The 22,613-nt window shown below is 61.5% G+C and carries 21 protein-coding genes and 1 riboswitch; of the genes, 16 read left to right on the top strand and 5 right to left on the bottom strand.

From position 1 onward, the window contains the following. Positions 1-31: 31 nt before the first annotated feature. Positions 32-1,429: a hypothetical protein gene (locus tag B0919_RS00215; protein ID WP_078010183.1), complete on the bottom strand. Its 1,398-nt coding sequence runs from the start codon at positions 1,427-1,429 to the stop codon at positions 32-34. Between the two features lie 286 nt (positions 1,430-1,715). On the opposite strand from B0919_RS00215, the gene metK reads away from it, so the two are divergent. Continuing rightward, positions 1,716-2,981: a methionine adenosyltransferase gene (gene metK, locus B0919_RS00210; protein WP_078010182.1), complete on the top strand. Its 1,266-nt coding sequence runs from the start codon at positions 1,716-1,718 to the stop codon at positions 2,979-2,981. 89 nt (positions 2,982-3,070) lie between these two features. Here metK and hpf read toward each other — a convergent pair whose 3' ends face one another. The 4 genes from hpf to B0919_RS00190 all read right to left on the bottom strand — a co-directional run bounded on the left by hpf (position 3,071) and on the right by B0919_RS00190 (position 5,977). Continuing rightward, complete coding sequence (gene hpf, locus B0919_RS00205) at positions 3,071-3,370, bottom strand: ribosome hibernation-promoting factor, HPF/YfiA family (RefSeq protein ID WP_078010181.1); 300 nt, start codon at positions 3,368-3,370, stop codon at positions 3,071-3,073. Positions 3,371-3,403: 33 nt separating this feature from the next. Further along, positions 3,404-4,291, bottom strand: coding sequence for a tyrosine-type recombinase/integrase (locus B0919_RS00200; protein WP_078010180.1), 888 nt, complete (start codon positions 4,289-4,291; stop codon positions 3,404-3,406). A gap of 155 nt (positions 4,292-4,446) precedes the next feature. Next, positions 4,447-4,638 (bottom strand): 30S ribosomal protein S21, encoded by a 192-nt coding sequence (gene rpsU, locus B0919_RS00195; protein ID WP_078010179.1) that lies wholly within the window; start codon positions 4,636-4,638, stop codon positions 4,447-4,449. Positions 4,639-4,837: 199 nt separating this feature from the next. Then, entirely contained in the window at positions 4,838-5,977 is a 1,140-nt protein-coding gene (locus B0919_RS00190) for an acyl-CoA dehydrogenase (RefSeq protein WP_078010178.1), read from the bottom strand. Positions 5,978-6,246: 269 nt separating this feature from the next. On the opposite strand from B0919_RS00190, the gene B0919_RS00185 reads away from it, so the two are divergent. The 15 genes from B0919_RS00185 to B0919_RS00110 all read left to right on the top strand — a co-directional run bounded on the left by B0919_RS00185 (position 6,247) and on the right by B0919_RS00110 (position 22,608). After that, positions 6,247-7,137, top strand: coding sequence for a polysaccharide biosynthesis/export family protein (locus B0919_RS00185; RefSeq protein ID WP_254846429.1), 891 nt, complete (start codon positions 6,247-6,249; stop codon positions 7,135-7,137). Between the two features lie 56 nt (positions 7,138-7,193). After that, positions 7,194-9,689, top strand: coding sequence for a GumC family protein (locus tag B0919_RS00180; protein ID WP_078010176.1), 2,496 nt, complete (start codon positions 7,194-7,196; stop codon positions 9,687-9,689). Positions 9,690-9,782: 93 nt separating this feature from the next. Beyond that, on the top strand, positions 9,783-10,457 hold the full coding sequence (locus tag B0919_RS00175; RefSeq protein WP_254846428.1) for a tyrosine-protein phosphatase: 675 nt from the start codon (positions 9,783-9,785) through the stop codon (positions 10,455-10,457). 87 nt (positions 10,458-10,544) lie between these two features. After that, complete coding sequence (locus B0919_RS00170) at positions 10,545-11,561, top strand: NAD-dependent epimerase/dehydratase family protein (protein WP_078010174.1); 1,017 nt, start codon at positions 10,545-10,547, stop codon at positions 11,559-11,561. A gap of 86 nt (positions 11,562-11,647) precedes the next feature. Beyond that, a complete protein-coding gene (locus B0919_RS00165) occupies positions 11,648-13,045 on the top strand; it encodes a tetratricopeptide repeat protein (RefSeq protein WP_078010173.1) in 1,398 nt (465 codons plus the stop codon). A 130-nt stretch (positions 13,046-13,175) separates the two neighbouring features. Beyond that, the gene (locus B0919_RS00160; protein ID WP_078010172.1) at positions 13,176-14,009 is read left to right on the top strand and encodes a phosphosulfolactate synthase; all 834 of its coding nucleotides are present in this window, start codon (positions 13,176-13,178) and stop codon (positions 14,007-14,009) included. Between the two features lie 523 nt (positions 14,010-14,532). After that, positions 14,533-15,069 carry a hypothetical protein gene (locus B0919_RS00150; protein WP_078010170.1) on the top strand — a complete coding sequence of 179 codons (537 nt, stop codon included), beginning with the start codon at positions 14,533-14,535 and terminating at the stop codon, positions 15,067-15,069. A gap of 82 nt (positions 15,070-15,151) precedes the next feature. Beyond that, complete coding sequence (locus B0919_RS00145; protein ID WP_078010169.1) at positions 15,152-15,631, top strand: hypothetical protein; 480 nt, start codon at positions 15,152-15,154, stop codon at positions 15,629-15,631. Between the two features lie 152 nt (positions 15,632-15,783). After that, positions 15,784-17,226, top strand: a complete 1,443-nt coding sequence (locus tag B0919_RS00140) for a hypothetical protein (protein ID WP_078010168.1) — start codon at positions 15,784-15,786, stop codon at positions 17,224-17,226. 54 nt (positions 17,227-17,280) lie between these two features. Continuing rightward, positions 17,281-17,835: a GNAT family N-acetyltransferase gene (locus B0919_RS00135; protein WP_078010167.1), complete on the top strand. Its 555-nt coding sequence runs from the start codon at positions 17,281-17,283 to the stop codon at positions 17,833-17,835. A gap of 48 nt (positions 17,836-17,883) precedes the next feature. After that, positions 17,884-18,810: an alpha/beta hydrolase gene (locus B0919_RS00130; RefSeq protein ID WP_078010166.1), complete on the top strand. Its 927-nt coding sequence runs from the start codon at positions 17,884-17,886 to the stop codon at positions 18,808-18,810. A 75-nt stretch (positions 18,811-18,885) separates the two neighbouring features. Beyond that, complete coding sequence (locus tag B0919_RS00125) at positions 18,886-20,265, top strand: PQQ-dependent sugar dehydrogenase (RefSeq protein WP_078010165.1); 1,380 nt, start codon at positions 18,886-18,888, stop codon at positions 20,263-20,265. Between the two features lie 182 nt (positions 20,266-20,447). Further along, positions 20,448-20,647, top strand: a riboswitch (cobalamin riboswitch). A gap of 157 nt (positions 20,648-20,804) precedes the next feature. Beyond that, complete coding sequence (locus B0919_RS00120) at positions 20,805-21,191, top strand: acyl-CoA thioesterase (protein ID WP_078010164.1); 387 nt, start codon at positions 20,805-20,807, stop codon at positions 21,189-21,191. A 20-nt stretch (positions 21,192-21,211) separates the two neighbouring features. Then, entirely contained in the window at positions 21,212-21,889 is a 678-nt protein-coding gene (locus B0919_RS00115) for a spermidine synthase (RefSeq protein ID WP_078010163.1), read from the top strand. A gap of 68 nt (positions 21,890-21,957) precedes the next feature. Next, entirely contained in the window at positions 21,958-22,608 is a 651-nt protein-coding gene (locus tag B0919_RS00110) for a DedA family protein (RefSeq protein WP_078010162.1), read from the top strand. The last annotated feature ends 5 nt before the right edge of the window (positions 22,609-22,613 follow it).

Genomic DNA, 22,613 nt, shown 5'->3' with positions numbered 1-22,613 from the left:
GTAAGGTGTCAACCACAGCTTTGACCATCTGCTACTTACGCTTGGCATCCGTATCAGCATTCAGCTGATAGCCCACCGACAGCGTAGTACTGAACGTGCGGCCGCTGTAATCATAGCCCACCCCGTATGCGTCCGAGGCAGACGCGCGCTCGATGCGCGATATGGCCGTATTATCAAAGAACAGCTCCTTGCCGTAGCGGCGGGCGCTCAGCGTCAGTGTAAAGCGCTGATGCCGCACGCCCGCTTCCAGATAGGGCAGCTTGGTGCTGGCAAAGCCTAGAGGAAGGAGCTCGGTGCTCCGGGCTGCCACTTGGTTAGTCAGGTAGCGCGCTTGGTTAAGAGCATTGCCAAACTGCACCACGTAGCTTTCCTCCCAGTAAGCCGGAAACTCGATACCAGTGCCGGCCAGCAGCTGCCACGACGTGCCCAAGGGCCGCATAAAGCGCATGCCCACTTGTAGCGTGGCCATTCCACCGCGCCAGTCCACGGTGCCCCGCCACTGCGCCGAGCCGTTGGGGCTGGCAATGCTGCGCTGCGGCCCCCCGAAGCGGGAGTAGAATACGGCAGCGTGCAGCGCCATGCGGCGGCCACCGTGTACCAAGTCAAGAAAGATGCCCCCTTGCCCGTGCACGCGGCCATCCAGGTTGTAGCCGTCGAGGGTCGGCGTTTCCAAGCCCGGGGGAGTATCAGTGTGCAGCCGAAACGAATTGTAGCGTGCCCCCAGCAGCGGCCCGAACACCACTTTTGCCTGATCCCGGACGGCGGCGCTGATACGCCGACCTGCCTCACGCTGGCTGCTGCATTCGCGGTTATAGAGCTGCACCACGTCGGCCAGAGCGTCCGCTGTAAAGGCTGCTTTGTTTGTCGCCGCGGCGGCCGCGGCGCAGTCGCCGAAGTATTGAAACAGCTGCGCCCGGTAGTTATTGCCGTCCGCCACCTGCAGCGCCCCGTTCACCTCGCGCAGGTAGCGGCGCTCCGTCATTTCCAGATACGGGGTGTTTTCGCGCTTCACGAAGAAGTGGTGCACATCGTGTACCTGCACGCTCAGCAGCGAGGCAGGACCATCCAACAGCACATCGGCCAGCACTGAATCCGGAGTTTGCAATACCGACAAGCCCCGTTGCATCCGATTGATGTCCTTGGTCGCCCGGTAATCGATGGGCAGCAATTCCCGGCGCAGCTGCCGCCCGCTAGTCAGACCCAGGGCCCGTAGGTGGTTGTCGTGATAGGTGACGATGGGCGCCGTGGCCGAGCTGCGAAAGCGTACCACCGTGGGTGGGTCCTGCCAAAAGGCGTTTTCCACTTCCCCGCGCAGGGTGTCGCCGCGGCTGTTGATGAGGTATCCGGGTTCAAATACCTGGGCCGAAGCTCCTTGCTCGGTTGCTATTCCCAACGCGGCAATTAGCAGGCCGCGCGTCCAGATCCGCATAATAACGAAGTAGCTATTGCTGAATGAGAGCCGCAAGCTATCAATTTCGGCCTGTGCTGTAATTAGCTCGCTGTTTTTTCACGCCTGGTCTAAGTATCAGCGGTAGCCTGCCCGAGCTGCCGCTCCCGCCGCGGCTCTGTGCCGGCGCGTGCCTGCCTACCGGTTCCGCTTGGGCCAGGCTACGAACCGACAACTAAAATCGTAGCTTTGCGCCTCACTCGCCGCCGCTCTGCCGGGGCGCCCGGCGGGTGTCAGGTTTCCGTGAAGCCGGCACTAATTCAGCGCAATGCCCTATCTGTTTACTTCCGAATCGGTTTCGGAAGGCCACCCCGACAAAGTCGCCGACCAGATTTCTGACGCCATCCTCGACGAGTACCTGCGTCAGGACCCCACGGCCAAGGTCGCGTGCGAAACCCTCGTTACCACCGACTTTGCGCTGGTAGCGGGCGAAATCAAATCGACGGCCCACGTGGAGCCCGAGCCCATCATCCGCGACGTGATTCGCCGCATCGGCTACAACAAGCCCGAGTACCTCTTCAACGCCGATACCTGCGAGGTGATGAACCGCCTGCACGAGCAATCGGCGGATATCAACCAGGGCGTGGAGCGCGCCAAGCCCGAAGAACAGGGCGCCGGCGACCAAGGCATGATGTTCGGCTACGCCACCCGCGAAACCGACAACTACATGCCCCTGGCCCTCGACCTGTCGCACCGCTTGCTGCAGGAGCTGGCTAAGATCCGCCGCGAAGGCCAGGAAATGACCTACCTGCGCCCCGACGCCAAAAGCCAGGTAACCATCCGCTACGCCGACGACAACACGCCCGAGGCCATCGAAACCATCGTGGTGAGCACCCAGCACGACGACTTCAACTCGGACGAGCAGGTGATGCTGAAGCAGATCGAGCAGGACATCAAGTCCATCCTGATTCCGCGCGTGAAGGCCCAACTCGGCGCCGAGGTGCAGCAGCTCTTCACCGACGACATCAAGTACCACATCAACCCCACCGGTAAGTTCGTTATCGGCGGCCCCCACGGCGACTCCGGCCTTACCGGCCGTAAAATCATCGTGGATACCTACGGCGGCAAAGGCGCCCACGGCGGCGGTGCTTTCTCGGGCAAAGACTCCTCGAAAGTAGACCGCTCGGCCGCGTACGCTGCCCGCCACATTGCCAAAAACCTCGTGGCCGCCGGCGTAGCCGACCAGGTGCTGGTGCAGGTAGCCTACGCCATCGGCGTAGCCGAGCCGGTAGGCGTGTTCGTAACGACCTACGGCACCACGCACGTGAGCAATGGCAACGGCCAGAAGCTCACCGACGGGCAAATTGCCGAGAAAGTACAGGGCATCTTCGACCTGCGCCCGTACGCCATCGTGAAGCGTCTGGGTCTGCAGAACCCCATCTTCGCCGAATCGGCTGCCTACGGGCACATGGGCCGTCAGCCCGGGACCAAGGAGGTGAAAGCCGCCGACGGCAGCACCCGCACCGTCGAGACGTTCACCTGGGAAAAGCTCGACTACGTAGACCAGATCAAGCAGACGTTCGGCCTGAACTAGCTAAACCAAGTCTACGCGCCGCATACAACTCAAACGGCGCCCGTTCCAACTGGAACGGGCGCCGTTTGAGTTTATTCATCAGAGACGCCTCAGTGCGCTACCTGCTTCTCTTTGTAGCGAATCAATTGCTTCTTCAGCTGCTCGGCGGCCGCGTCGGCGGCGGCTTCGAAGCTGCTGGAACTCTCCTGGCTGAACAGGGTGCTGCCCGGCACGAAGATCTTGACTTCTACGGTTTTATTGTTGACACCGTCGTTGTTGTTCAGGCGCATAATCACTTCGCCTTCCACAATGCGGTCATAAAAGGTTTCCAGCTTATCAAGGCGCTTCTGGATGAAGTCGAGCAACTTTTGATCGGCGGTGAAGTGCACCGATTGCATCTGTACTTTCATCGGGTGTGGGGTTTGGAGTAAGAAAAAGGAAACTCAGGCCTTTGGGTGGGCCTTTTCAAACACTGATTTCAATTTGTCGATACTCAGGTGGGTGTACACCTGAGTAGCCGCCAGATTCGCGTGGCCCAGCAATTCCTTGATGGCGTTCAGATCGGCGCCTTTGCCCAGCAGGTGCGTGGCAAAGGAGTGGCGCAGCACGTGGGGGTGCTGCTGCCCGGGCGCCGAGGTGATTTGCCCGAGGTAGTGCTTGACGGTGCGGTACACCAGCTGCGGATAGAGCGGCTTTCCCTTGTCCGTAACGAGCAAGGGACCGGCGGCGTTGTCAGCCGTGCCGAACTCCTTGGCTTTCCGCGTGATATAATTGCTGAGCACGTTAATCAGCGACGGATTCAGCGGCACTATCCGCTGCTTGTTGCCCTTACCCGTTACCCGCACCGTGCGCCCGGGCAGGCTCACGTCCTGGTGCCCGATGCCGATAAGCTCGGCCAGGCGGATGCCCGTACCGTAGAGCAACTCCAGCACCAGTTGGTCGCGGGCACCCACAAAGCTGTCCTCAAACTGGAACGAGTCGAGCAGGTGGTTTAGCGGCTCCTCCGGCACGAAGTCCGGCAGCTTCTTGCTGGTTTTGGGCGCCGTGATGCGCAGCATAGGGTTGCGCTCGACCACGCCGGTGCGCTGCAGGAACTTGAAGTAGGAGCGCAGACAGGCAATCTTACGGTTGACTGTGCGCGGGTCGCGCTGCTGCTCCATCAGGGTCACTATCCACGAGCGGATAAGCGTATGATCCGCCGTGGCGGGGTCGCTCATCTCGTAGGTGGCCAGCAGGTAGTCGCTAAATTGCCGTAGATCAGTCTCATACGACAGGATGGTGTGCGGGGAGTAGCGGCGCTCGAAGCGCAGGTAATCGATGAATGCTTCCATGCAGGAAAGCCGCGGTGGCGGATGGCCAATGTAGGCAACCGGCCGGAATATAAAAACATAAAAAACGGCCAGCCAGCCCATGCGGAATGGGCTGGCTGGCCGTGAATCTGGTAGCACGCTGAGCCTTAGCCTGCTTGCTTATAGACGGTGCAGAACTAGTCCTGCTGGCCGTACATCGCCTGCTTGTAGGCAGCCTTGATCTTCTGCTTGCGCTTCGTAATCGAAGGCTTCTGGAAGAACGTGCGGCGGCGCAGCTCTTTCAGCACGCCCGTGCGCTCGAATTTCTTTTTGAAACGTTTCAGCGCGCGGTCAACCGACTCGTTTTCCTTGATTTGGACGATGAGCATAAAAAAGAAAGCGTGGAGTTTCTGAGTTTAAGGGCCGCAAAGATAGCCAGAGATTTTGACGAATGCACGGCTTGCGCCGATTTTTTTGCCGCAACCGCTTGGCAGACTGTTCCAAATGGCTTACGCGGCCGGGCAGCCAAATTTTTCGGCGATACCCAGCCGCGTAGGCTAGCGGCCAAAGCGAAGAAGCAGCGGACGTTTACTTCAGAATTGTGCGGGCAATAACCAGCTTCTGAATCTCAGAAGTGCCTTCGCCGATGGTGCACAGCTTGGAGTCGCGGTAGAACTTCTCGGCCGGGTAGTCCTTGGTATAGCCGTAGCCGCCGAAAATCTGCACGCCTTCGTTGGCCACGCGCACGCACACTTCGGAAGCGTAAAGCTTGGCCATGGCCGATTCACGGTTGATGCTCAGGCCCTGGTCCTTCATGTCGGCGGCGCGGTAGGTCAGCAGCGAGGCTGCCTCGATTTCGGTGGCCATATCGGCCAGCTTAAACGAAATGCCCTGGAAGTTGCTGATGGGCTGGTTGAACTGCTGGCGCTCCTTGGAGTACTGCAGTGCCGCCTCGAAGGCGCCCTGCGCGATGCCCAGCGAGAGGGCGGCAATGCTGATGCGGCCGCCGTCGAGCACTTTCAGCGCCTGCACGAATCCGTCGCCTACCTTGCCGATGACGTTTTCCACGGGCACGCGGCAGTCGGTGAAGATCAGCTCAGTGGTTTCCGAAGCACGCATGCCCAGCTTGTCTTCCTTGCGGCCGGCAGCGAAGCCCGGAGTGCCGCGCTCAATAATGAAAGCCGTCATACCGTGCGAGTCGCCCATCTCGCCGGTGCGGGCAATAACCACGGCCACGTTGCCCGACTTGCCGTGGGTGATGAAGTTCTTGGCGCCGTTGAGCACGTAATGGTCGCCGTCGAGCACGGCGGTGGTGCGCATGTTGCCTGCGTCGGAGCCAGTGTTGGGCTCGGTCAGGCCCCAGGCGCCAATCCACTCGCCCGAAGCCAGCTTGGGCAGGTACTTGCGCTTCTGCTCCTCGGAGGCATGCTGCAGGATGTGCCCGGTGCACAGCGAGTTATGGGCCGCCATGGAAAGGCCGATGCTCGGATCAATCTTCGACAGCTCGGCAATGGCCGTCACGTATTCGGTGTAGCCAAAGCCGGCCCCGCCGTACTCCGTCGGCACCAGCACGCCCATCAGGCCCAGTTCGCCCAGCTTATGAAACACCTCCACGGGAAATTCCTGGGTGTCGTCCCATTCCCGCATGTGGGGTTTGATGTGGGTAGCGCCAAAATCGCGCACCATCTGGGCAATCATCGTTTGGTTTTCGGTGGCTACCAGTTCCATGGCAGTAGAGAATAGTGGGAATGATGGGAGAAGTAGAACGAGAAAAACAAACGCTCGTTTGGGTTGGGCTAAGGTACGGTTTTTTACTACCCGCCGCCACTGGCTGTTCGGCCCCAATTTTGATGCGGCCCGGTAATTCGGTTTCTTTGAAGGTTTTTTGGGATAAACCACAAGGATTGGTGCACGTTCCGCGTTGCCCCTGCCTTAAATTTCTTTTAGCTTCTGCCTGCATGCGCTGTTTGAAATTAGGCCGTGAGTGGCTTCGCCATTTGTGGTTGCTTGCCCCGTTGGTGCTGGGCCTGTCGTCGTGCGCGACGTCGAATCTGTACCGCCAGAACACCATGTTCCGCCTGCCCGAAGGGACCGATACGCTGAAGCTGCGCAAAGCCGTAAACCGCGCCGAGCAGCAATACCGCATCCGGCCCAACGATTACCTGGAGGTGCGGGTGTACACCAATAAGGGTGAGCGAATTCTGGATCCTAACGGAGAATTACAATTCGGGAACCCGGGCGGGCTCAATTCGGGTTCAGGGGCAACCAGCATTCCGCGGATTACGCCGAGTACGGGTGGTGGTGGCGGCATCAGTACCGGCAGCACGCAGCAGGCTCCTGGCAACAGCGAGTTTCTGGTGCAGGCTGATGGGCAGGTGAAACTTCCCATGGTGGATATGGTAAAAGTGGCGGGCCTGACCTTGCTGGAGGCGGATAGCCTGCTGCAAGTGCGCTACACCAAGTACTACAAGGACGTGTACGTAGCCACGCGGGTAACCAACAACCGCGTTATCGTGCTCGGCAGTCCGGGCGGGCGCATTGTCCCGTTGCTCAACGAAAACATGAACCTCTTGGAAGTATTGGCGGCAGTAGGAGGCATCGGCGGTGGCGGCCAGACGGGGGGCAGCAATGTCACGAACATGTCTATCGGCCGGGCCGACAACATCCGCTTGATTCGGGGCGACCTGAAAAATCCGCAGGTGCAGGTAATTGACCTGACGACCATTGAGGGGATGCGCCGGGCCAACCTGCAAGTGGAGCCCAACGATGTAATCTACATCGATCCGGTCCGCCAGCCGTTTACGGAGGGGTTCCGGGATGTACTGCCCTACGTGACCACCGCGTTGACTTTGTTCACGACGTACCTTCTGATTATTAGAACTTTCTAATAAACACCTTCCGGGACGGAACCCCGTTCCTACTTGAATAAGCTACTGCGCCTAGTATGGCTGTAAACGAAAATGCTGAGTTGGAGGAATTGATTCGGAACGCTACGAGCGGCGGCGTCAACACGCCGGCGCCGCCCGCTTCCGAGTCGGATGATGACAACGTCGGCGGGGGATTGGACCTGCCGCTGTTGCTGTCCGTGACGCGGCGGAGCCTGCCGTGGATGATCCTGCTGATTCTGCTCGGGCTGGGTGCAAGCTGGACCTACCTGCGCTACACGAAGCCCATTTATCAGTCGAGCTCGACCATCAAGATCGACGAGAAGACCGAAGCCGGGCAGCTGGGTTTGCTGCCGCCCGGCGCGGCCGATCCGCGCCAGAGCATGAGCCAGCTGGCCGGCGAAGTGGAGTTGATCAAGTCGGACCTGATTTACACCCGGCTGCGCGATTCGCTGCCGCTGGACGTGAACTACTACGCCGAGGGTACGGTGCTGGAAACCGAACTCTACGGAGTTTCGCCCTTCCACGTCACGTACACGGTGCGGGAGCCCAGCCAGTTTAACCTCAAATTCAGCGTGAAACTGCTGGATGCGCAGCGCTTTAAGCTGTCTTATCCGGCCGGAGCGGGAGAAACGGAAGGCGAGTACCGCTTTGGGCAGCCCATTACCACGCCCGGCTTTACGCTGGAGCTGCAGCCGACCAAGCACTTCAACCCGCAGGATACGGAAGGCGCTTACTACTTTATCATCAAAGACCCGGGCTCCATCAACGGCTACCTCGGCTCGAACCTGGGCGTTAGCGTCATCAATCCCGACGCCAGCACCATTGGCATTTCCTTTACCGATAACAACCCGGCCAAGGCCCGCGACATCGTCAACAAAATTGATTCGGTGTACCTGCAGGTAAAGCTAGCCCGCACCAACCAGGCCACGCAGCAAACGCTGACCTTCCTGGACGGGCAGCTGGTGGAAAACCGCGACAAACTGCAGAACGCCGAAGAAGCGTTGCAGAACTTTGTCAAGCAGAACAAGACCTACGACGCCAAATCCGACCTCGGCGCCATTACCCAGGAGCTGTCGGAGCTGCAGAAGGAGCGGGAGAAGCTGCTGCGCAAGGCTACCGTCCTGACGGAAATCACCCGCTTGGTGGAGCAGGAGCGCCTCACCAAGGACGACGAAACGGTGGAGCAGAGCATTCCAGGCCTAGCCGCGCTGGAAGACCCCGTGCTAAGTCAGCAAATCGGCTTCCTCAACGAGCAGCAGCGCGAAATGCGCAAAGTGCTGCAATCGTACCAGCCGAATGCTACCACGGCCGTCCGCATCAAGGAAGACCAGCTGCAAAAAACCAAGTCGAACATTCAGAAGCTGCTGCAGCAGGATGTGAAGCTGGTGCGGGAAGAAATCAGCGCGTTGGACCGCCGCAACGGGGAGTTCAACAGCCAGCTGCTGGCACTGCCGCAGAAGGAAACTGAGCTGGCGCGCCTGCGCCGCCCGTTGGAACTCTACGAGAAGTCCTACCTCATGCTGATGGACAAGAAGGTAGAGTTCAACATCCAGAAAGCCGGTACCACGGCCGACTTCCAGATCTTGTCGCCGGCCAGCACGCCGGGGTCACCCATTTATCCGGTTAAGCTCATGGTGTACGCCATCGGGCTGGCGCTGGGCACGGTGCTGGGCCTGGGCCTGGTGGCAGGGCGCTACCTGCTGCACAACACCGTGACCAACATCCGGGAGCTGGAGCGCAACTCCTCGGCGCCGGTGCTGGGCGTGGTGCCCTCGTACGAAAAGGAGAAGCTGGCCGTGTCGAAGCTCATCGTCGACAAGAACCCGAAGTCGGCTATTTCGGAGGCCATCCGCTCGATTCGTACCAACCTGGAGTTCATGGCCAACTCCAAGCAGAAGCGCCTGATTTCCATTACCTCGACGATTTCGGGGGAAGGCAAGACCTTCGTGGCCGTAAACCTGGGCGGCATCATTGCCCTGTCGGATCAGCGCGTAGTTATCATCGACCTGGACATGCGCAAGCCGAAGGTAAACCTGGCCTTCGACGCGGAAAACACCCGCGGCGTCAGCACCATTCTGATTGACCGCCACTCAGTGCAGGAGTGCATTCAGCACACCAACATTCCGACGCTGGACTTCATTTCGGCCGGCCCGACGCCGCCCAACCCCTCGGAGCTGATTCTGCACCCGCAGTTCGACCGCATGCTGGAAGAGCTCAAGCGCACCTACGACGTAATCATCATCGATACGCCGCCGGTGGGTCTGGTAACCGACGGTATTCTGATCATGCGCAAAGTAGACGTACCCATCTATATTGTGCGCGCCGGCTACTCCAAAAAGGCCTTCCTCAAGAACATTAACAAGCTGGTGCGCGGCGGCAGCTTCACTAAGCTGACCACCGTGCTGAACGATGCCAAGGCTGGCGGCATGTACGGCTACGGGTACGGCTACGGGTATGGGTACGGGTACGGCTACGGTACCGGCTACGGGTACTACGAGGAAGCGCAGGCACCCAAAGGCCTGCTGGCGCGCCTGCGCCGCCGCTTTTCGTAAGTTGCCGCCTCTATGGCCTCTTTTTTTCAAAAGCTTTTCGGACGCGGTCCGGCCAATGGCGTTTCGGCGTCGTTAGCCGGACTTGGCGTTGATATGCACTCCCATTTGCTGCCCGGGCTCGACGACGGCGCCGAAACCGTGGAGCAATCGGTGGAGCTGCTGCGCAAGCTGCAAAGCTTCGGGTACCGCAAGCTGATCATGACGCCCCACATCATGGGCGACTTTTACCGCAATACGCCCGCAGGCATCCGCGGGGCGCTGGCGCAGGTACAGGCCGCGGCTACCGCAGCGGGTATTGAGGTAGAGCTAGCCTGCGCCGCCGAGTACTACCTGGACGAAGCCTTGGTGCGCCGCCTGGAAACCGGAGAGGAGCTGCTCAGCTTTGGGGAGAAGCGCTACGTGCTGTTCGAGACATCCTACATCAACGAGCCCTTCAACTTGCAGGAGGTGGTGTTCGGGCTGCAATCGGCGGGCTACCAGCCGGTGCTGGCCCACCCGGAACGCTACACGTACCTGTACGGCCGTTTTCCCGACCTGGAAAAAATCAAGGCGAATGGCGCGCTGCTGCAGCTGAACCTGAACTCCCTGGTGGGCTACTACTCGTCGGGAGCCAAGCGCGTGGCCGAAAAGCTTATCGACTCGGGTATGGTGGACTTCGTCGGGACCGACACCCACAACCTCAAGCACACGGCGGCGCTGGAGCGCGTGCTGCAGAGCGACTACCTCACCAAGCTGCTGCGTCTGCCCTTGCGGAACACGGAGCTTTAAATTGTCAAATGGCTGAATGGCCCGGCGGTTGATTGTTCCATGTTAGCACAACGGCCAGCCGCCTCCAGTCAGCAAGCCAGTTTCCCCATGATCTTTGTTACCGGCGGCAGTGGACTTATCGGCTCCTACCTGATTCCGGCCTTGCAGGCGCGCGGGCTGGCCGTGCGGGCGCTGTACCGGGAGCAAGTGCCCAGGCAGGTGCCGGGCGCCGACAAGGTAGAGTGGGTGCAGGGCGAGCTGCGCGACTCCGGAGTGCTGCGCGACGCGCTGGCCGGCGTAACGCACGTATTTCACTGCGCCGGGCTGGTATCGTACGCGCCGCAGGATGCCGAGCTGCTGCAACAGGTAAACGTGGAAGGTACCGCCGCTGTGGTAGATGCCTGCCTGAGTCGCCCCGGCGTGCGGCTGTGCTACGTGTCGTCGGTGGCGGCGCTGGGCGGGCTGCCCGAAACGGCTACCGGCCCCGAGCTGGACGAAACGGCCAAGTGGGACCTGGGCGCCGCGCACGGGCACTACGCTACCAGCAAGTACCTGGGCGAGACGGAAGTGTGGCGGGGCGTGGCCGAAGGCTTATCCGCTGTCATCGTGAACCCCTCGGTAATCCTAGGTGCTACGGACTGGACGCGCAGCAGCACGCGCTTATTTCGCTATGCCCACGACGAGCATTCGTTTTACACGCCGGGAAGCGTTAATTTTGTAGATGTGCGCGACGTGGTCGAGGCCATGCTGCGGCTGACTTTGGACCGATCGGACGTGTCGGGCGAGCGGTACATTCTGAGTGCCGGCGCTCTGCCGCTGATCGAGTTTTTTCGGCAGGCCGCAGCGTATTTCGGTAAGAAAGCCCCGACGGTGGAAGTGCCCGACTGGGCCGCCGAAGCCATTTGGCGCCTGGAGCACCTGCGCAGTCTGGTTACCGGCTCGCGGCCGCTCATCACCAAGGATACCGCCCGGGCCGGGCGCCGCCCCGTGGTGTACCGCGCCGAGAAGGTGCAGCGGGCCGTGGGGCTGGAGTTTCGGCCCCTGGCCGAAACTATTCGGTGGGCCTGCGCCGGGTTGCAGCAGGTGTCGAACTCCGCGCCCGCGCAAGGGGTTGTACTACCCTAGGGGCTGTCCGTCGGAAGGCGGGAGCCGTACAGAGGAGGGAGGCTCAGGCCGCGTTGGCCGGGGCGTCCGTTGCTGATTACATGAGAATGAACGAACAGTCTGAGGAACGGGATGAGGTATTGGCAACGGTGCGCCGCTTTGAGCGCATGCTGGCTGATGGCGAACCGATGTTTTTTGATCTGGCCGATTTTGAAAGCATCATCGACCACTATACCCAGAACACCCAATTTGATAAAGCGCTACAAGCCTGCGAAGCTGCGGTAGCTCAGTACCCCTTTAGCATCGAGCTGCTCATTGATCGGGCGCAGGTGCTGGCCATGCGCGGCCAGTACCAGGAAGCCCTGAAGCAGATCGACGAGGTAGCTGAGCGCGACCCGGACAACGCCGACGTGGCCGTGACCCGCGGCATCGTAGCCACGCAGCAGGGCGACTTTCCGGCGGCGGTGGCCTACTTCCAGCAGGGCGCCGAGCGTGCCCCCGAGCGCGACGATATCTACTTCAACCTCGGCCTGGCTTACCAGCAGTGGCAGAAGTTTAAGAGCGCCGCGCGCAGCTACAAGCAGAGCCTGAAGCTGAACCCCGACAACGACGCGGCGGTACAGGAGTTACTGTATTGCCTGGAGGTGTCGGGCCGGCTGGAAACCAACCTGGAGTTTTTCCGCCGCTTCACCGACGAGGACCCGTACTCGGCCCTGGCCTGGTACAACCTCGGGCAGGCCTATTACAAAGCCCAGCAGTACGGCAACTCCGCGCAGGCCTTCGACTACGCCATCGTCATCGACCCGAAGTTCTACGAGGCGCACGCTTTCCTGGCGAGCTGCTTCGTGAGCATGGAGGAGTACCAGCGCGCCATCGAGGAGTTTCAGCTCAGCTACGAGGAAGGCCAGCCGACGGCCGAGGCCCTGTGCAACATCGGGGAGTGCTACGAGAAGCTGCGCAAGTGGGACGAGTCACGCCGCCATTACCAGAAAGCCATCGACCTGGATCCGGAAATGGACGAGGCGTGGTTTGGTATCGGGGTGATACTGGACGCGCAGGAGCACTGGTTTCAGGCCCTGCACTACTACCGCAAGGCCGTGAGCCTGTACGACGGCAGCGGGGAGTACTGGGTGGCCCTGGCCGGGGCTGAGTACCAGGTGGGCAACATCGTCTCGGCGCTGGAAGCCTACGAAAAGGCCACCGAGGTAGCGCCCGAGATGCCCGAAGGCTGGATTAACTGGAGCGCCATCCTCTACGAGCAGGGCAACTACGACGCGGCCATCGACCTGATGAAGACGGCCACCGAGCTGCTGCCCGAAGACGCGGAGCTGCTCTACCGCCTGTGCGCCTACCAGTTAGCGGCCGGCCGCTACCGCCAGGCGTACGACGTACTCGAAAATGCCCTACTTTTGGACTTCGACAAGCACCGCCTGCTGTTCGAGTTCTTTCCGGAACTGGAGCAGCAACGCGCCCTCACCCGCTTGATCGAGCAATACCGGAAGTAAACTTGGGTATTTGGTATCAGCTAGCTGGTAATCGGATAATGAAGGCTTGGGGAAGGTAGCACCTTCTCCAAGCCTTTTTGTCTGCCTGCCGTCATCCATATACCAAATATCTAATACCTCGTACCACCCAATGAACTACACCCTCTCGCAAATCCCCGAACGCACTCAGAAACCGCGCGAACAAGGCTTTACCATGGTCATGGACAAGGGCCTGAGCGTGCGCGAAGTCGAGGACTTCCTGGAAGTCGGGGCCGACTACACCGACATCGTGAAGCTGGGCTGGGCCACCTCCTACGTGACCAGCAACCTGCAGCGCAAGCTCGACGTCTACAAGGCCGCCGGCATTCCGGTGTACTTCGGCGGCACGCTGTTCGAAGCCTTCATCATCCGCAACCAGTTCGAGGACTACCGCCGCCTGCTCGACCAGTACGGCATGGAGTACGCCGAGGTATCGGACGGCTCTATCGAGCTGGACCACGACCGGAAGCTGGAGTTTATCCGCACGCTGGCCAAGGACGTGAAGGTGCTGTCGGAAGTGGGCTCCAAGGACGCGGAGAAGATCATTCCGCCCTACAAGTGGATTGCCCAGATGCGCACCGAACTCGAAGCCGGCGCCATCAAGGTTATCGGTGAGGCCCGCGAGGCCGGCAACGTGGGCTTGTTCCGTTCCACGGGCGAAGTACGCTCGGGCCTGGTGGAAGAAATCCTGACGCAGATTCCCTTCGAGAAAATTCTCTGGGAAGCGCCGCAGAAGGCGCAGCAGGTGTGGTTTATCAAAATGCTCGGCGCCAACGTGAACCTGGGCAACATCGCCCCGAACGAGGTCATTTCGCTGGAAACCATTCGCCTGGGCCTGCGCGGCGACACGTTCTCGCACTTCCTGGACATGGACGGCGTCGACCCGATGTTCAAGCCCGTGGAAAAGCCGGGCGCTAAGCCGGGCACCTCCATGCCGCGCGGGTAAGCCGTCAACTCGGCTGTGTTAGGAAAGCTCTTGCTGCGCATTGCAGCAAGAGCTTTCCTGTTTTTAGGCCGTAAATTCTTATTCCTGCTGATTTTTTAATTGTTGTGAAAAGACAAACCTGGTATTGGACCTGCTTAATGGGCGCCGGGCTGTTACCAGGGAGTTATTCGGCTTACCCGCAGGCTATTACCAAGCCGGTAACTCGCGAAAATTGTTATCCGGCCTTCACGGAGGAGTACAGCGTGCTAATTGCCGATAAGCAAATTCGGCATGGGCAGTACGTGAAGTACCACGCCAGCGCGTTGGCCGGCGTAACGCTGTTGGAGCTTGGCCGCTACGACCAAGGGCAGAAAGACGGGGAATGGCGGCAGTACTACGAGGGTTTCGCCCGCAACCAAATAGCCAGCTTGGCGCATTACGAGCAAGGCAAACTGGCCGGGGGTGGGAGGCTTTTTTTCCGGATACTGTTCGGAGCCGAGTTGCCATAACAGCCACGGGAAAGTCATCGAGCTTTTGTATAGACGTGCCCGATACGTACGGCGCTTTGCGGCAGCAAGGCAGCTATGCCGCCGGCCAGAAGCAGGGCGAATGGGTCTACTACAGCACGCCGGGAGTACTGGCTCAGCGCTACGACCACAGTACCGGGCAGCTGTTGTACTGGCGTAGCCCGGACGGGCGGGAACAGGCTGGCCCCGAAGCTGCCCGCAATCATCCGGCCTTGTACTTGGGCGGCAGCGGCGGCTTGCTGCACAACATGCTGACGGCGGAACTCATCGAGAAAATACCGCCGCAACTGGGTACTGATAGTATCGATGTTACCGTGGCCATCAGCGGAGCCGGCGCCGTGGACTCGGTTTTTTTGCCCCAACGACCAACCGGTAAGCCCAGCACTTTACAACGCGCGGCGGTGCAGGCCATACGCAACGCTCCGGCGGACTGGGCATCAGCGCGCAAGACCGACCAAGCAGTACCGGGGCTGTATAGATTGCGGCTGGTGACTACCTTCACGCGCATTGGCAATAGTTCGCGCAGGAGCGCGGAGCTGCGGCAGCTGGACTAATACCCGCCCTGATGGGGCAGGGGGCCAGCGGCAGTTCTGATCCAGCATGTGGACTTTGCCTGTCGACCTAATCAACAACCATATGCCCCACCGCCATTACCCTACTTACCCGCCGGCCCGCGGCAACGTGTTGCTGCTGAGCTGCATGGACCTGCGCCTGCTCGACGACATCGTGCACTTCATGGAGCACGACAACCTCACCAACCGCTACGACCAGTTCATTCTGGCCGGGGCTGCCCTGGGCGCCGCGCATAACGAGCATTGGGACCAGGCTTTTTTCGAGCACCTGGAGGTGGCCTGCCAGCTGCACGACGTGCGCGACGTGTACATCTTGGAGCACCGCAACTGCGGCGCCTATCGGGTATTCCTGGGCGAAAAAGGCGCTTTTGGCGACGCGGCGCACGACCACGATGCCGAATACGCGCTGCACAAGCAGTACGCCCAGCAGCTGGCCGACAAGATTCGCGCCTGGAGCCAAGAGCATTCGCAGTATCCGCTGCAGGTCCGTTGCTTCCTGATGGACCTGCGCGGCGGGGTAGAGCTGCTCGACACGGCGAGCTAATCGCGCCCGACGGCGCGGATACCGTGCCTTACTGCGTGCGGCGGCTGCCTATCTTCGTGGCGGCAGGGAAGTCGGCGCCTGTAAGTCGCCTTGTTCCACACGGCTTTGCCGCTGCGCTGATTTCCTTTGAACAGGCCGCCGGGCCGCTCCGCATGATCAAACGACGCTGGCCCGCGCTGCTGCTTCTGCTGCTGGTGCTCGACCTCGCCTATTCCTTCTGGCAGCACTTTCACGTAGCCCTGGGCGGCGACCTGTCCGGCATCGTGGTGCCCGACCCGTGGTACGAGCAGGTGCTCATCGATCCGCTGGGGCTGCGGGCCTTGCGCGGCGAGGTATACGCGGCGCCGAACCGCTTTTTTCAGCACCAGACCATTGCGCAGTACTTCCGGGCCGTGCCGCTGTGGCTGCAGGCCTGGGCAGCACCCATCGATAGCGTGTACCTGGCGTGTGCCGTAGCCAAAACGGCCATTCAGGCCTTGCTGATATATCTGCTGGGCGTGTACATCAGCGGGCGGCGCGCGGTGCTGAATCGGGGCTGGGTGCTGGCGGCGGCCCTGGTCACGCCGCTGTTTCAAACCAACGGCTGGAACGGGCAAATCGGCATCATTGATAAATCGGTGGTGTACACGTTTTGCTACGCGCTGCCGGTAGCCCTGCTGCTGCTTTTCCTGCTGCCATATTTCCGGGCCGCCGCGGCGGGGCAGCCCGTGCGCCTGTCGGTGCTGGGTTGGGTGGGCGTACTGGGGCTGGTGGTGTTTTTGTCGCTGAACAGCCCCATCATCACCGGCGTCATTGCCTTGCTCGGGCCCGGCGTGCTGGCATACAGCTGGTGGCAGCGCTGGCGGACCAGCACCGCGCCGGCGGGGCTAGGGCGCGCTTGGGTAGCCCTGCGCACAATGCCCGTTGCGCTGCTCGTGCCATTCGGCTTGTTCTTGCTGCTGAGCCTGTACTCACTTTACCTGGGGCGCTTCAACGCGGAAAATTTCACGCACACGCTGCCGCTGGCTGAGCGGTACGCGCGCCTGCCGCTGGGCATCTATTATCAGTTCAAGCAAAAGCTGGGCTGGCCCCTGATGCTGCTTTTGCTGGGCGTGAACCGCTGGCTGCTGGGCCGCGAAGCCGACACGCCCACGCGCCGCCGCCTGCTGCTGACGCTGCGATGGCTGGGCGTGTTTGCTGCCATTTACATCGTGCTGCTGCCCCTGGGCGGCTACCGCGAATACCGCCCCTACATCCTGCGGCGCGACACGCTGCTGCCCGTCATCATCGGAGTGGTGTACTGGTACGGCGCCAGCAGCTACTACCTGCTGCGCCTCCCCAACTGGGCCCCGCGGCGCTGGTACCTGCCCGTGCTCGGCGCGTTTTCGCTGCTGTTTCTGCTCACCGATACGCCCGTGCGGCACGACAGCAACACCTGCGAGCGGGAAGCTATGGCCACCTTGGCCGCCGCTCCGCAAGACGTAGTGGTGCTCGATAATGACTGCCCGGTTATGGCCTGGACCAAGTTTGCTTCGCCCCAGGACTCGGAAACCAACGCCAAACTGCTTCTGCACTGGGGCGTGACGAAAAAGAAAACCCTATACTATCACCGCTAAGAGCGCTGCCCGGTACAAGCCCGGCGCGCGACCGACGCCCGCGAAGACGCTGCTATGCTGCACCTGCAACTGACCCCGTTTACCGAACTGCGCACCGAGCGCCTGCTGCTGCGCCGCATTGTGCTGGCCGATGCGCCCACCATTTTCTTTCTGCGCTCCGACGAGCAGGTAATGCGCTACCTCGACCGGGAGCCCACCGCCACGCTGGCCGAGGCGGAAGACTTTGTGCGGATGATAGATTCTTCGTTGGTCGAAAACCGCGGCATTACCTGGGGGCTGGCGCGCGTAGGGGAGGAGGACCAGCTGCTCGGCACCTGCGGCCTGTGGCGCATGGATGCCGAAAACCACCGCGGCGAAATCGGCTACGCTCTGCACCCCGCCGCGTGGGGGCAGGGGCTGATGAGCGAAGCGCTGGCCGCCGTGTGCCGTTACGGTTTCGAAACCTTGCACCTGCACAGCATCGAGGGCAATGTGAACCCGGCCAACGCCGCTTCTATCAAGCTGCTGGAGCGCCAAGGCTTCGTGCGCGAGGCCTACTTCCGCGAGAATTACCACTTCCGCGGGCAGTTTCTGGACTCGGCCATTTACTCGCTGCTGGCGCCGCGCTAAGGTCGCGGTAGGCAGCCGTGTAACTTCAGCCGATCATCTTCCACGCCCATGACCATCCGCCGCCGTTTCCTGCCTATCCGCCTGCTGTCCCTGGCGCTGCTACTGGCCGCTTTCCGGGCCGACGACCCGCGGGACCCCGGCCGGGTAGAGCACCTGGCCGACTTTGCGTCGAAGTTCGTGAAGGCCCGGCACGTGGATGTGTGGCTGCCCGCCGGGTACCCGCAGCCCGGGCGCAAGTACGCCGTGCTCTACCTGCACGACGGGCAAAACCTCTATCATCCAGCCACCTCCTACGGCGGCACCGCCTGGGAGGTGGATAGCACCCTGGCCGCGCTGGGGCAGCGCCAGCAGGTGCGCGACGTTATCGTGGTGGGCATCTGGAACACCGACCAGCGCTTCGCCGAATACGCGCCCGCCAAGCCTTACCAGCTGCTGAGCCCGGCGCGGCGGACGCAGCTAGCTCAGCAGCACATCGGCGCGCCGCTATCCGATGCCTACCTGCGCTTTATCGTGCAGGAGCTCAAGCCGTACGTAGACCAGCACTACCGCACCGACCCACGGCGGGCCAGCACGTTCATCGGCGGCAGCAGCATGGGCGGGCTGATTGCGCTCTATGCAGCCTTGGAATATCCGCGCGTGTTCGGCGGGGCGGCCTGCCTTTCGACGCACTGGCCGCTGAGCCTGCAGGACAATACGGCCGACTTCACCAATGCCTGCCTGCGTTACCTCGACGCGCAGCTGTCCCGCCCCAGCCGTGGCCCCAGGCTCTACTTCGACTACGGCACCGCTACGCTCGATGTCCGCTACGAAGTGCATCAATTGCGCATCGACAGCCTGCTGCGGGCCAAGGGCTACTCCGCGCAGCAGTGGCAGACGCGCAGGTACGAAGGCGCGGCGCACAATGAAGCCTCGTGGAAAAAGCGGTTCGACGTGCCGGCGCGCTTCCTGCTAGGTACTGCCCCGGCCAGGCACTGACCGGCTGACGCCTGCCGCGAGGGCAACCCTGACGCATCTGGGCAGTAATAGACGGATGTATCTATTGCCCAGACCATGAAAAAGTTGCCGCTGTACCTGCCTGCTGCCCTGTTGCTGCTGGCTGCCTGTAACCAAAACACCAAATCCACCGATACCGCGGCCGCGCCGCCCGAAACGCCCGTCACCGCCGACACCGCGGCCGCTACGGCCCAGCAACTGGAGCTGCCTCCGCCCAACGCTACCAAATCTGTCACCAAGCGGGTCGACATCATTGATTGGCCGTCCGGCAAAACGCCGGTGGCGCCGGCCGGCTTCACCGTGACCAAGTACGCCGACGGCTTCGACGGGCCGCGCTGGCTCTACGTGCTGCCCAACGGCGACGTGCTGGTAGCTGAGGCCAGCACCGTGCCCACGACCACCAAAAAGAAGGTGGCCGCCGAGCTGAACCTCGACAAGTCGCGGGCCCTGCGCGAGCATAGTGCCAACCGCATTACTCTGCTGCGCGACGCCGACAAGGATGGCCGGCCCGAAGTGCGCGAAACGTTCCTGACCGCTGCCAACGGCCTAAGCCAGCCCTTCGGCATGCTGGTGCTCGACGGGTACTTCTATGTGGCCAATACCGACGGCGTGCTGCGCTTCCCGTACCAAACCGGGCAAACCAAAATCAGCGGTACGGGGCAGAAAATCATGGCCTTGCCCAAAGGCGGCTACAACAACCACTGGACGCGCAACCTGCTGGCCGCGCCCGACGGCAAGAAGATTTACGTGTCGGTGGGCTCCGGCTCCAATGTGCAGGAGCACGGCCCCGCCAACGAGCTGCGCCGGGCCAACATCCTGCAAATTAACCCCGACGGTTCGGGCGAAAGAGTATACGCTGCCGGCCTGCGCAACCCCGTCGGCATGGGCTGGAACCCCGAAACCAAAGCCCTGTGGACGGCCGTGAACGAGCGCGACGAGCTGGGTGACGACCTCGTGCCCGATTACCTGACCAGTGTGCAGGAAGGCGGTTTTTACGGCTGGCCCTACGCTTACTTCGGCCAGCACGAAGACCCGCGCCGCAAGGGCGAACGGCCCGACCTGGTGCAGAAAACCCTGGTGCCGGAAGTGCCGCTCGGGCCCCACACGGCTTCGCTCGGCCTGGCTTTTTACGATGCCAAAGCCTTTCCCGCCAAGTACCAGAACGGGGCCTTCATCGGGCAGCACGGCTCCTGGAACCGCTCGGCCTACTCGGGCTACAAAGTCGTGTTTGTGCCCTTTAAGAGCGGCAAGCCCAGCGGCCCGCCCGAGGATTTCCTGACGGGCTTTCTGGCCGGCGGCGAAAAAGCCTACGGTCGTCCCGTAGGCACCTTCGTAGCCCCGGACGGTGCCTTGCTCGTGACCGACGACGCGGCCAACACCATCTGGCGCGTGGCAGCCGTTGGAGCAGGTAGCGGTACGGCTGCGGGCAGCAGGTAAGAAGCAAAACAGCACGTCATTCCGAGCGCAGCCGAGGAATCTCGCGTGGTGACGTCCGGTAGTATTCTTCTCGTTCAACGAAGATTTTACTGCCTGACTAAACACGCGAGATTCCTCGGCTGCGCTCGGAATGACGTTCCATTATGGCTCGGGGTGCTACCTTGCGCGCAGTTCTTTGCCATCCGCAATTGCCGTAGCAGGGTTTCGGGCACGCAAAAGTGTCCGGATGAAAAAGGAACCGTGTGCAACTCACGGGCTGACGCGCAACTGTAAGTAACTGCCGCTGGGCTACCCACACCACGCCATTACGGCCCTCGCGGCCGTGAGAAGGCGGGTAGTCTCGTTACAAGCCAGGAGACTTGCCGTGCTACGACGTGACATGTGCTTTCGCGACTTGAAGCAGCCGTCGGATCAATTGGGAATACTTGCCGCCAGTGCCGGCCCCGCCGGGGCCCGGGCAGCGTATTGCCGTGCCCCCGACTGCCCCTCCGGAAAACGAAAGACCGCTCCGCAGGCGCGACTTTTCTTCTTTTCTCCTGATGACGGACCTCGACGTACGCATTGCCCAAGCCGAAACGCGCCTGTTTAAGGCCGTATTCCCCAACACCACCAACCACTACGACACGCTCTTTGGCGGCACGGCCATGCAGCTCATGGACGAAGTGGCCTTTATTGCCGCCACGCGCTTCAGCCGCAAGCGCATGGTCACCGTGTCCTCCGACCGCATCAACTTCCGCATACCCATTCCGGCCGGCACCATCGTGGAACTGATCGGGCGTGTGTCGCGCCTCGGCACCAAGAGCGTGGACGTAACGGTGGACATCCACATCGAGGAAATGTACTCCGACGTGCGCCAGCACGCCGTGTCGGGCACGTTCACCTTCGTGGCCATCGACGAGCACAAAGTGCCGGTATCGGTGCTCTAATCCCGGAGTACTTTGGCGGCATGAACGAGCCTTCCCGCTGGCAATGCCTCCTGAGCTACCTGTTTCCGCTCACGCGGCGGGTAGCTTCAGCCATCAATGGCCCGCTGGAAATTACCCTGAGCAACGGCCGCAAGGTGCTGGACAGCCGCAGCGCCAATTACTCCTACGGCTCCTTGCAGCGCGTGCTGCGCTACGGCCTGCGCCAAATTCGGCTGCAGCCGGTGCAACAGGCGCTGCTGCTGGGTCTGGGCGGCGGCTCGGTCATTGGCACGCTACGCGGGGAGCTGGGCTACCAGGGGCGCATCACCGCCGTGGAGCTGGACCCCGTAGTCGTACAGCTGGCTGCCGAGGAATTCGGCATTCGGCCCGACGCGCAGTTGCGCATCATCGAGGCCGATGCTTTTGCCTACCTGTCACAGCTCACCGAGCAGTTCGGGCTCATCATCATCGATCTGTTCATCGACCTGGCCATGCCGCCGCAGGTGCTGAGCCGTGCCTTCTGGCAGCAGGTGCGGCGGGGCTTGCGGCCCGGCGGCTACGTCATCTTCAACGCCATTGCCGAGGGCGAGCTGACCGTGGACGAACAGCCCCTGCTCGATGTGCTGGCGCAGCTAGGCCTGGAAGCTGCCGAGCACCGGGTGGAGCAGCTTAACCGGCTGGTCGTCGGGCAGCTGCTGCGGCCGGGGCCGGCGCAATAAGCAATGGCCCGGCGGCGCGTGGTCTTTGCGACCGAGGGCGTAGCTTTGCGGGCTAACTTCTCGCCCGCATGGAAATCATCAAGCACTTCATCGACTTCGTTCTACACCTCGATAAGCACCTGCTGGATCTGGTCAATCAGTACGACACCTGGACGTACGCCATCTTGTTCCTGATCATCTTCGTGGAAACCGGGGTGGTAGTGCTGCCCTTCCTGCCCGGCGACTCGCTGCTGTTCGCGGCCGGCTCGCTGGCCGCCCTGAATGGCAGCCCGCTCAACGTGGTGCTGCTCATCCTGCTGCTCATCGTGGCGGCCGTGCTCGGCGACGCGCTCAATTACCACATCGGCGACTGGATCGGGCCACGGGTGTTTGCCCGGGATTACCGCTTTCTGAAACGGGAGCACCTGCTGCGCACCCAGGAGTTCTACGAAAAGCACGGCGCCAAAACCATTATTATCGCCCGCTTCATTCCCATCATTCGCACGTTTGCGCCCTTCATTGCCGGGGTGGGCACCATGAGCTACGTGCGCTTCCTGTCCTATAACCTGGTGGGGGCGGTGCTCTGGGTGACGTTGCTGACCGGGGCCGGATACTTTCTGGGCAGCATCCCGTGGATTCAGCAAAATTTCGGCCTGCTCACCATCGGCATCATCGTTGTGTCGGTGCTGCCAGTAATATTCGAATTTATCAAGCAGCGCCGCACCCCGGCCGCTCGCTAACTGCA

Origin of the sequence: Hymenobacter sp. CRA2 (assembly GCF_002007105.1) — a bacterium.
Taxonomy (GTDB): Bacteria; Bacteroidota; Bacteroidia; order Cytophagales; family Hymenobacteraceae; genus Solirubrum.
This window is presented reverse-complemented; position numbering and strand designations above follow the sequence as displayed.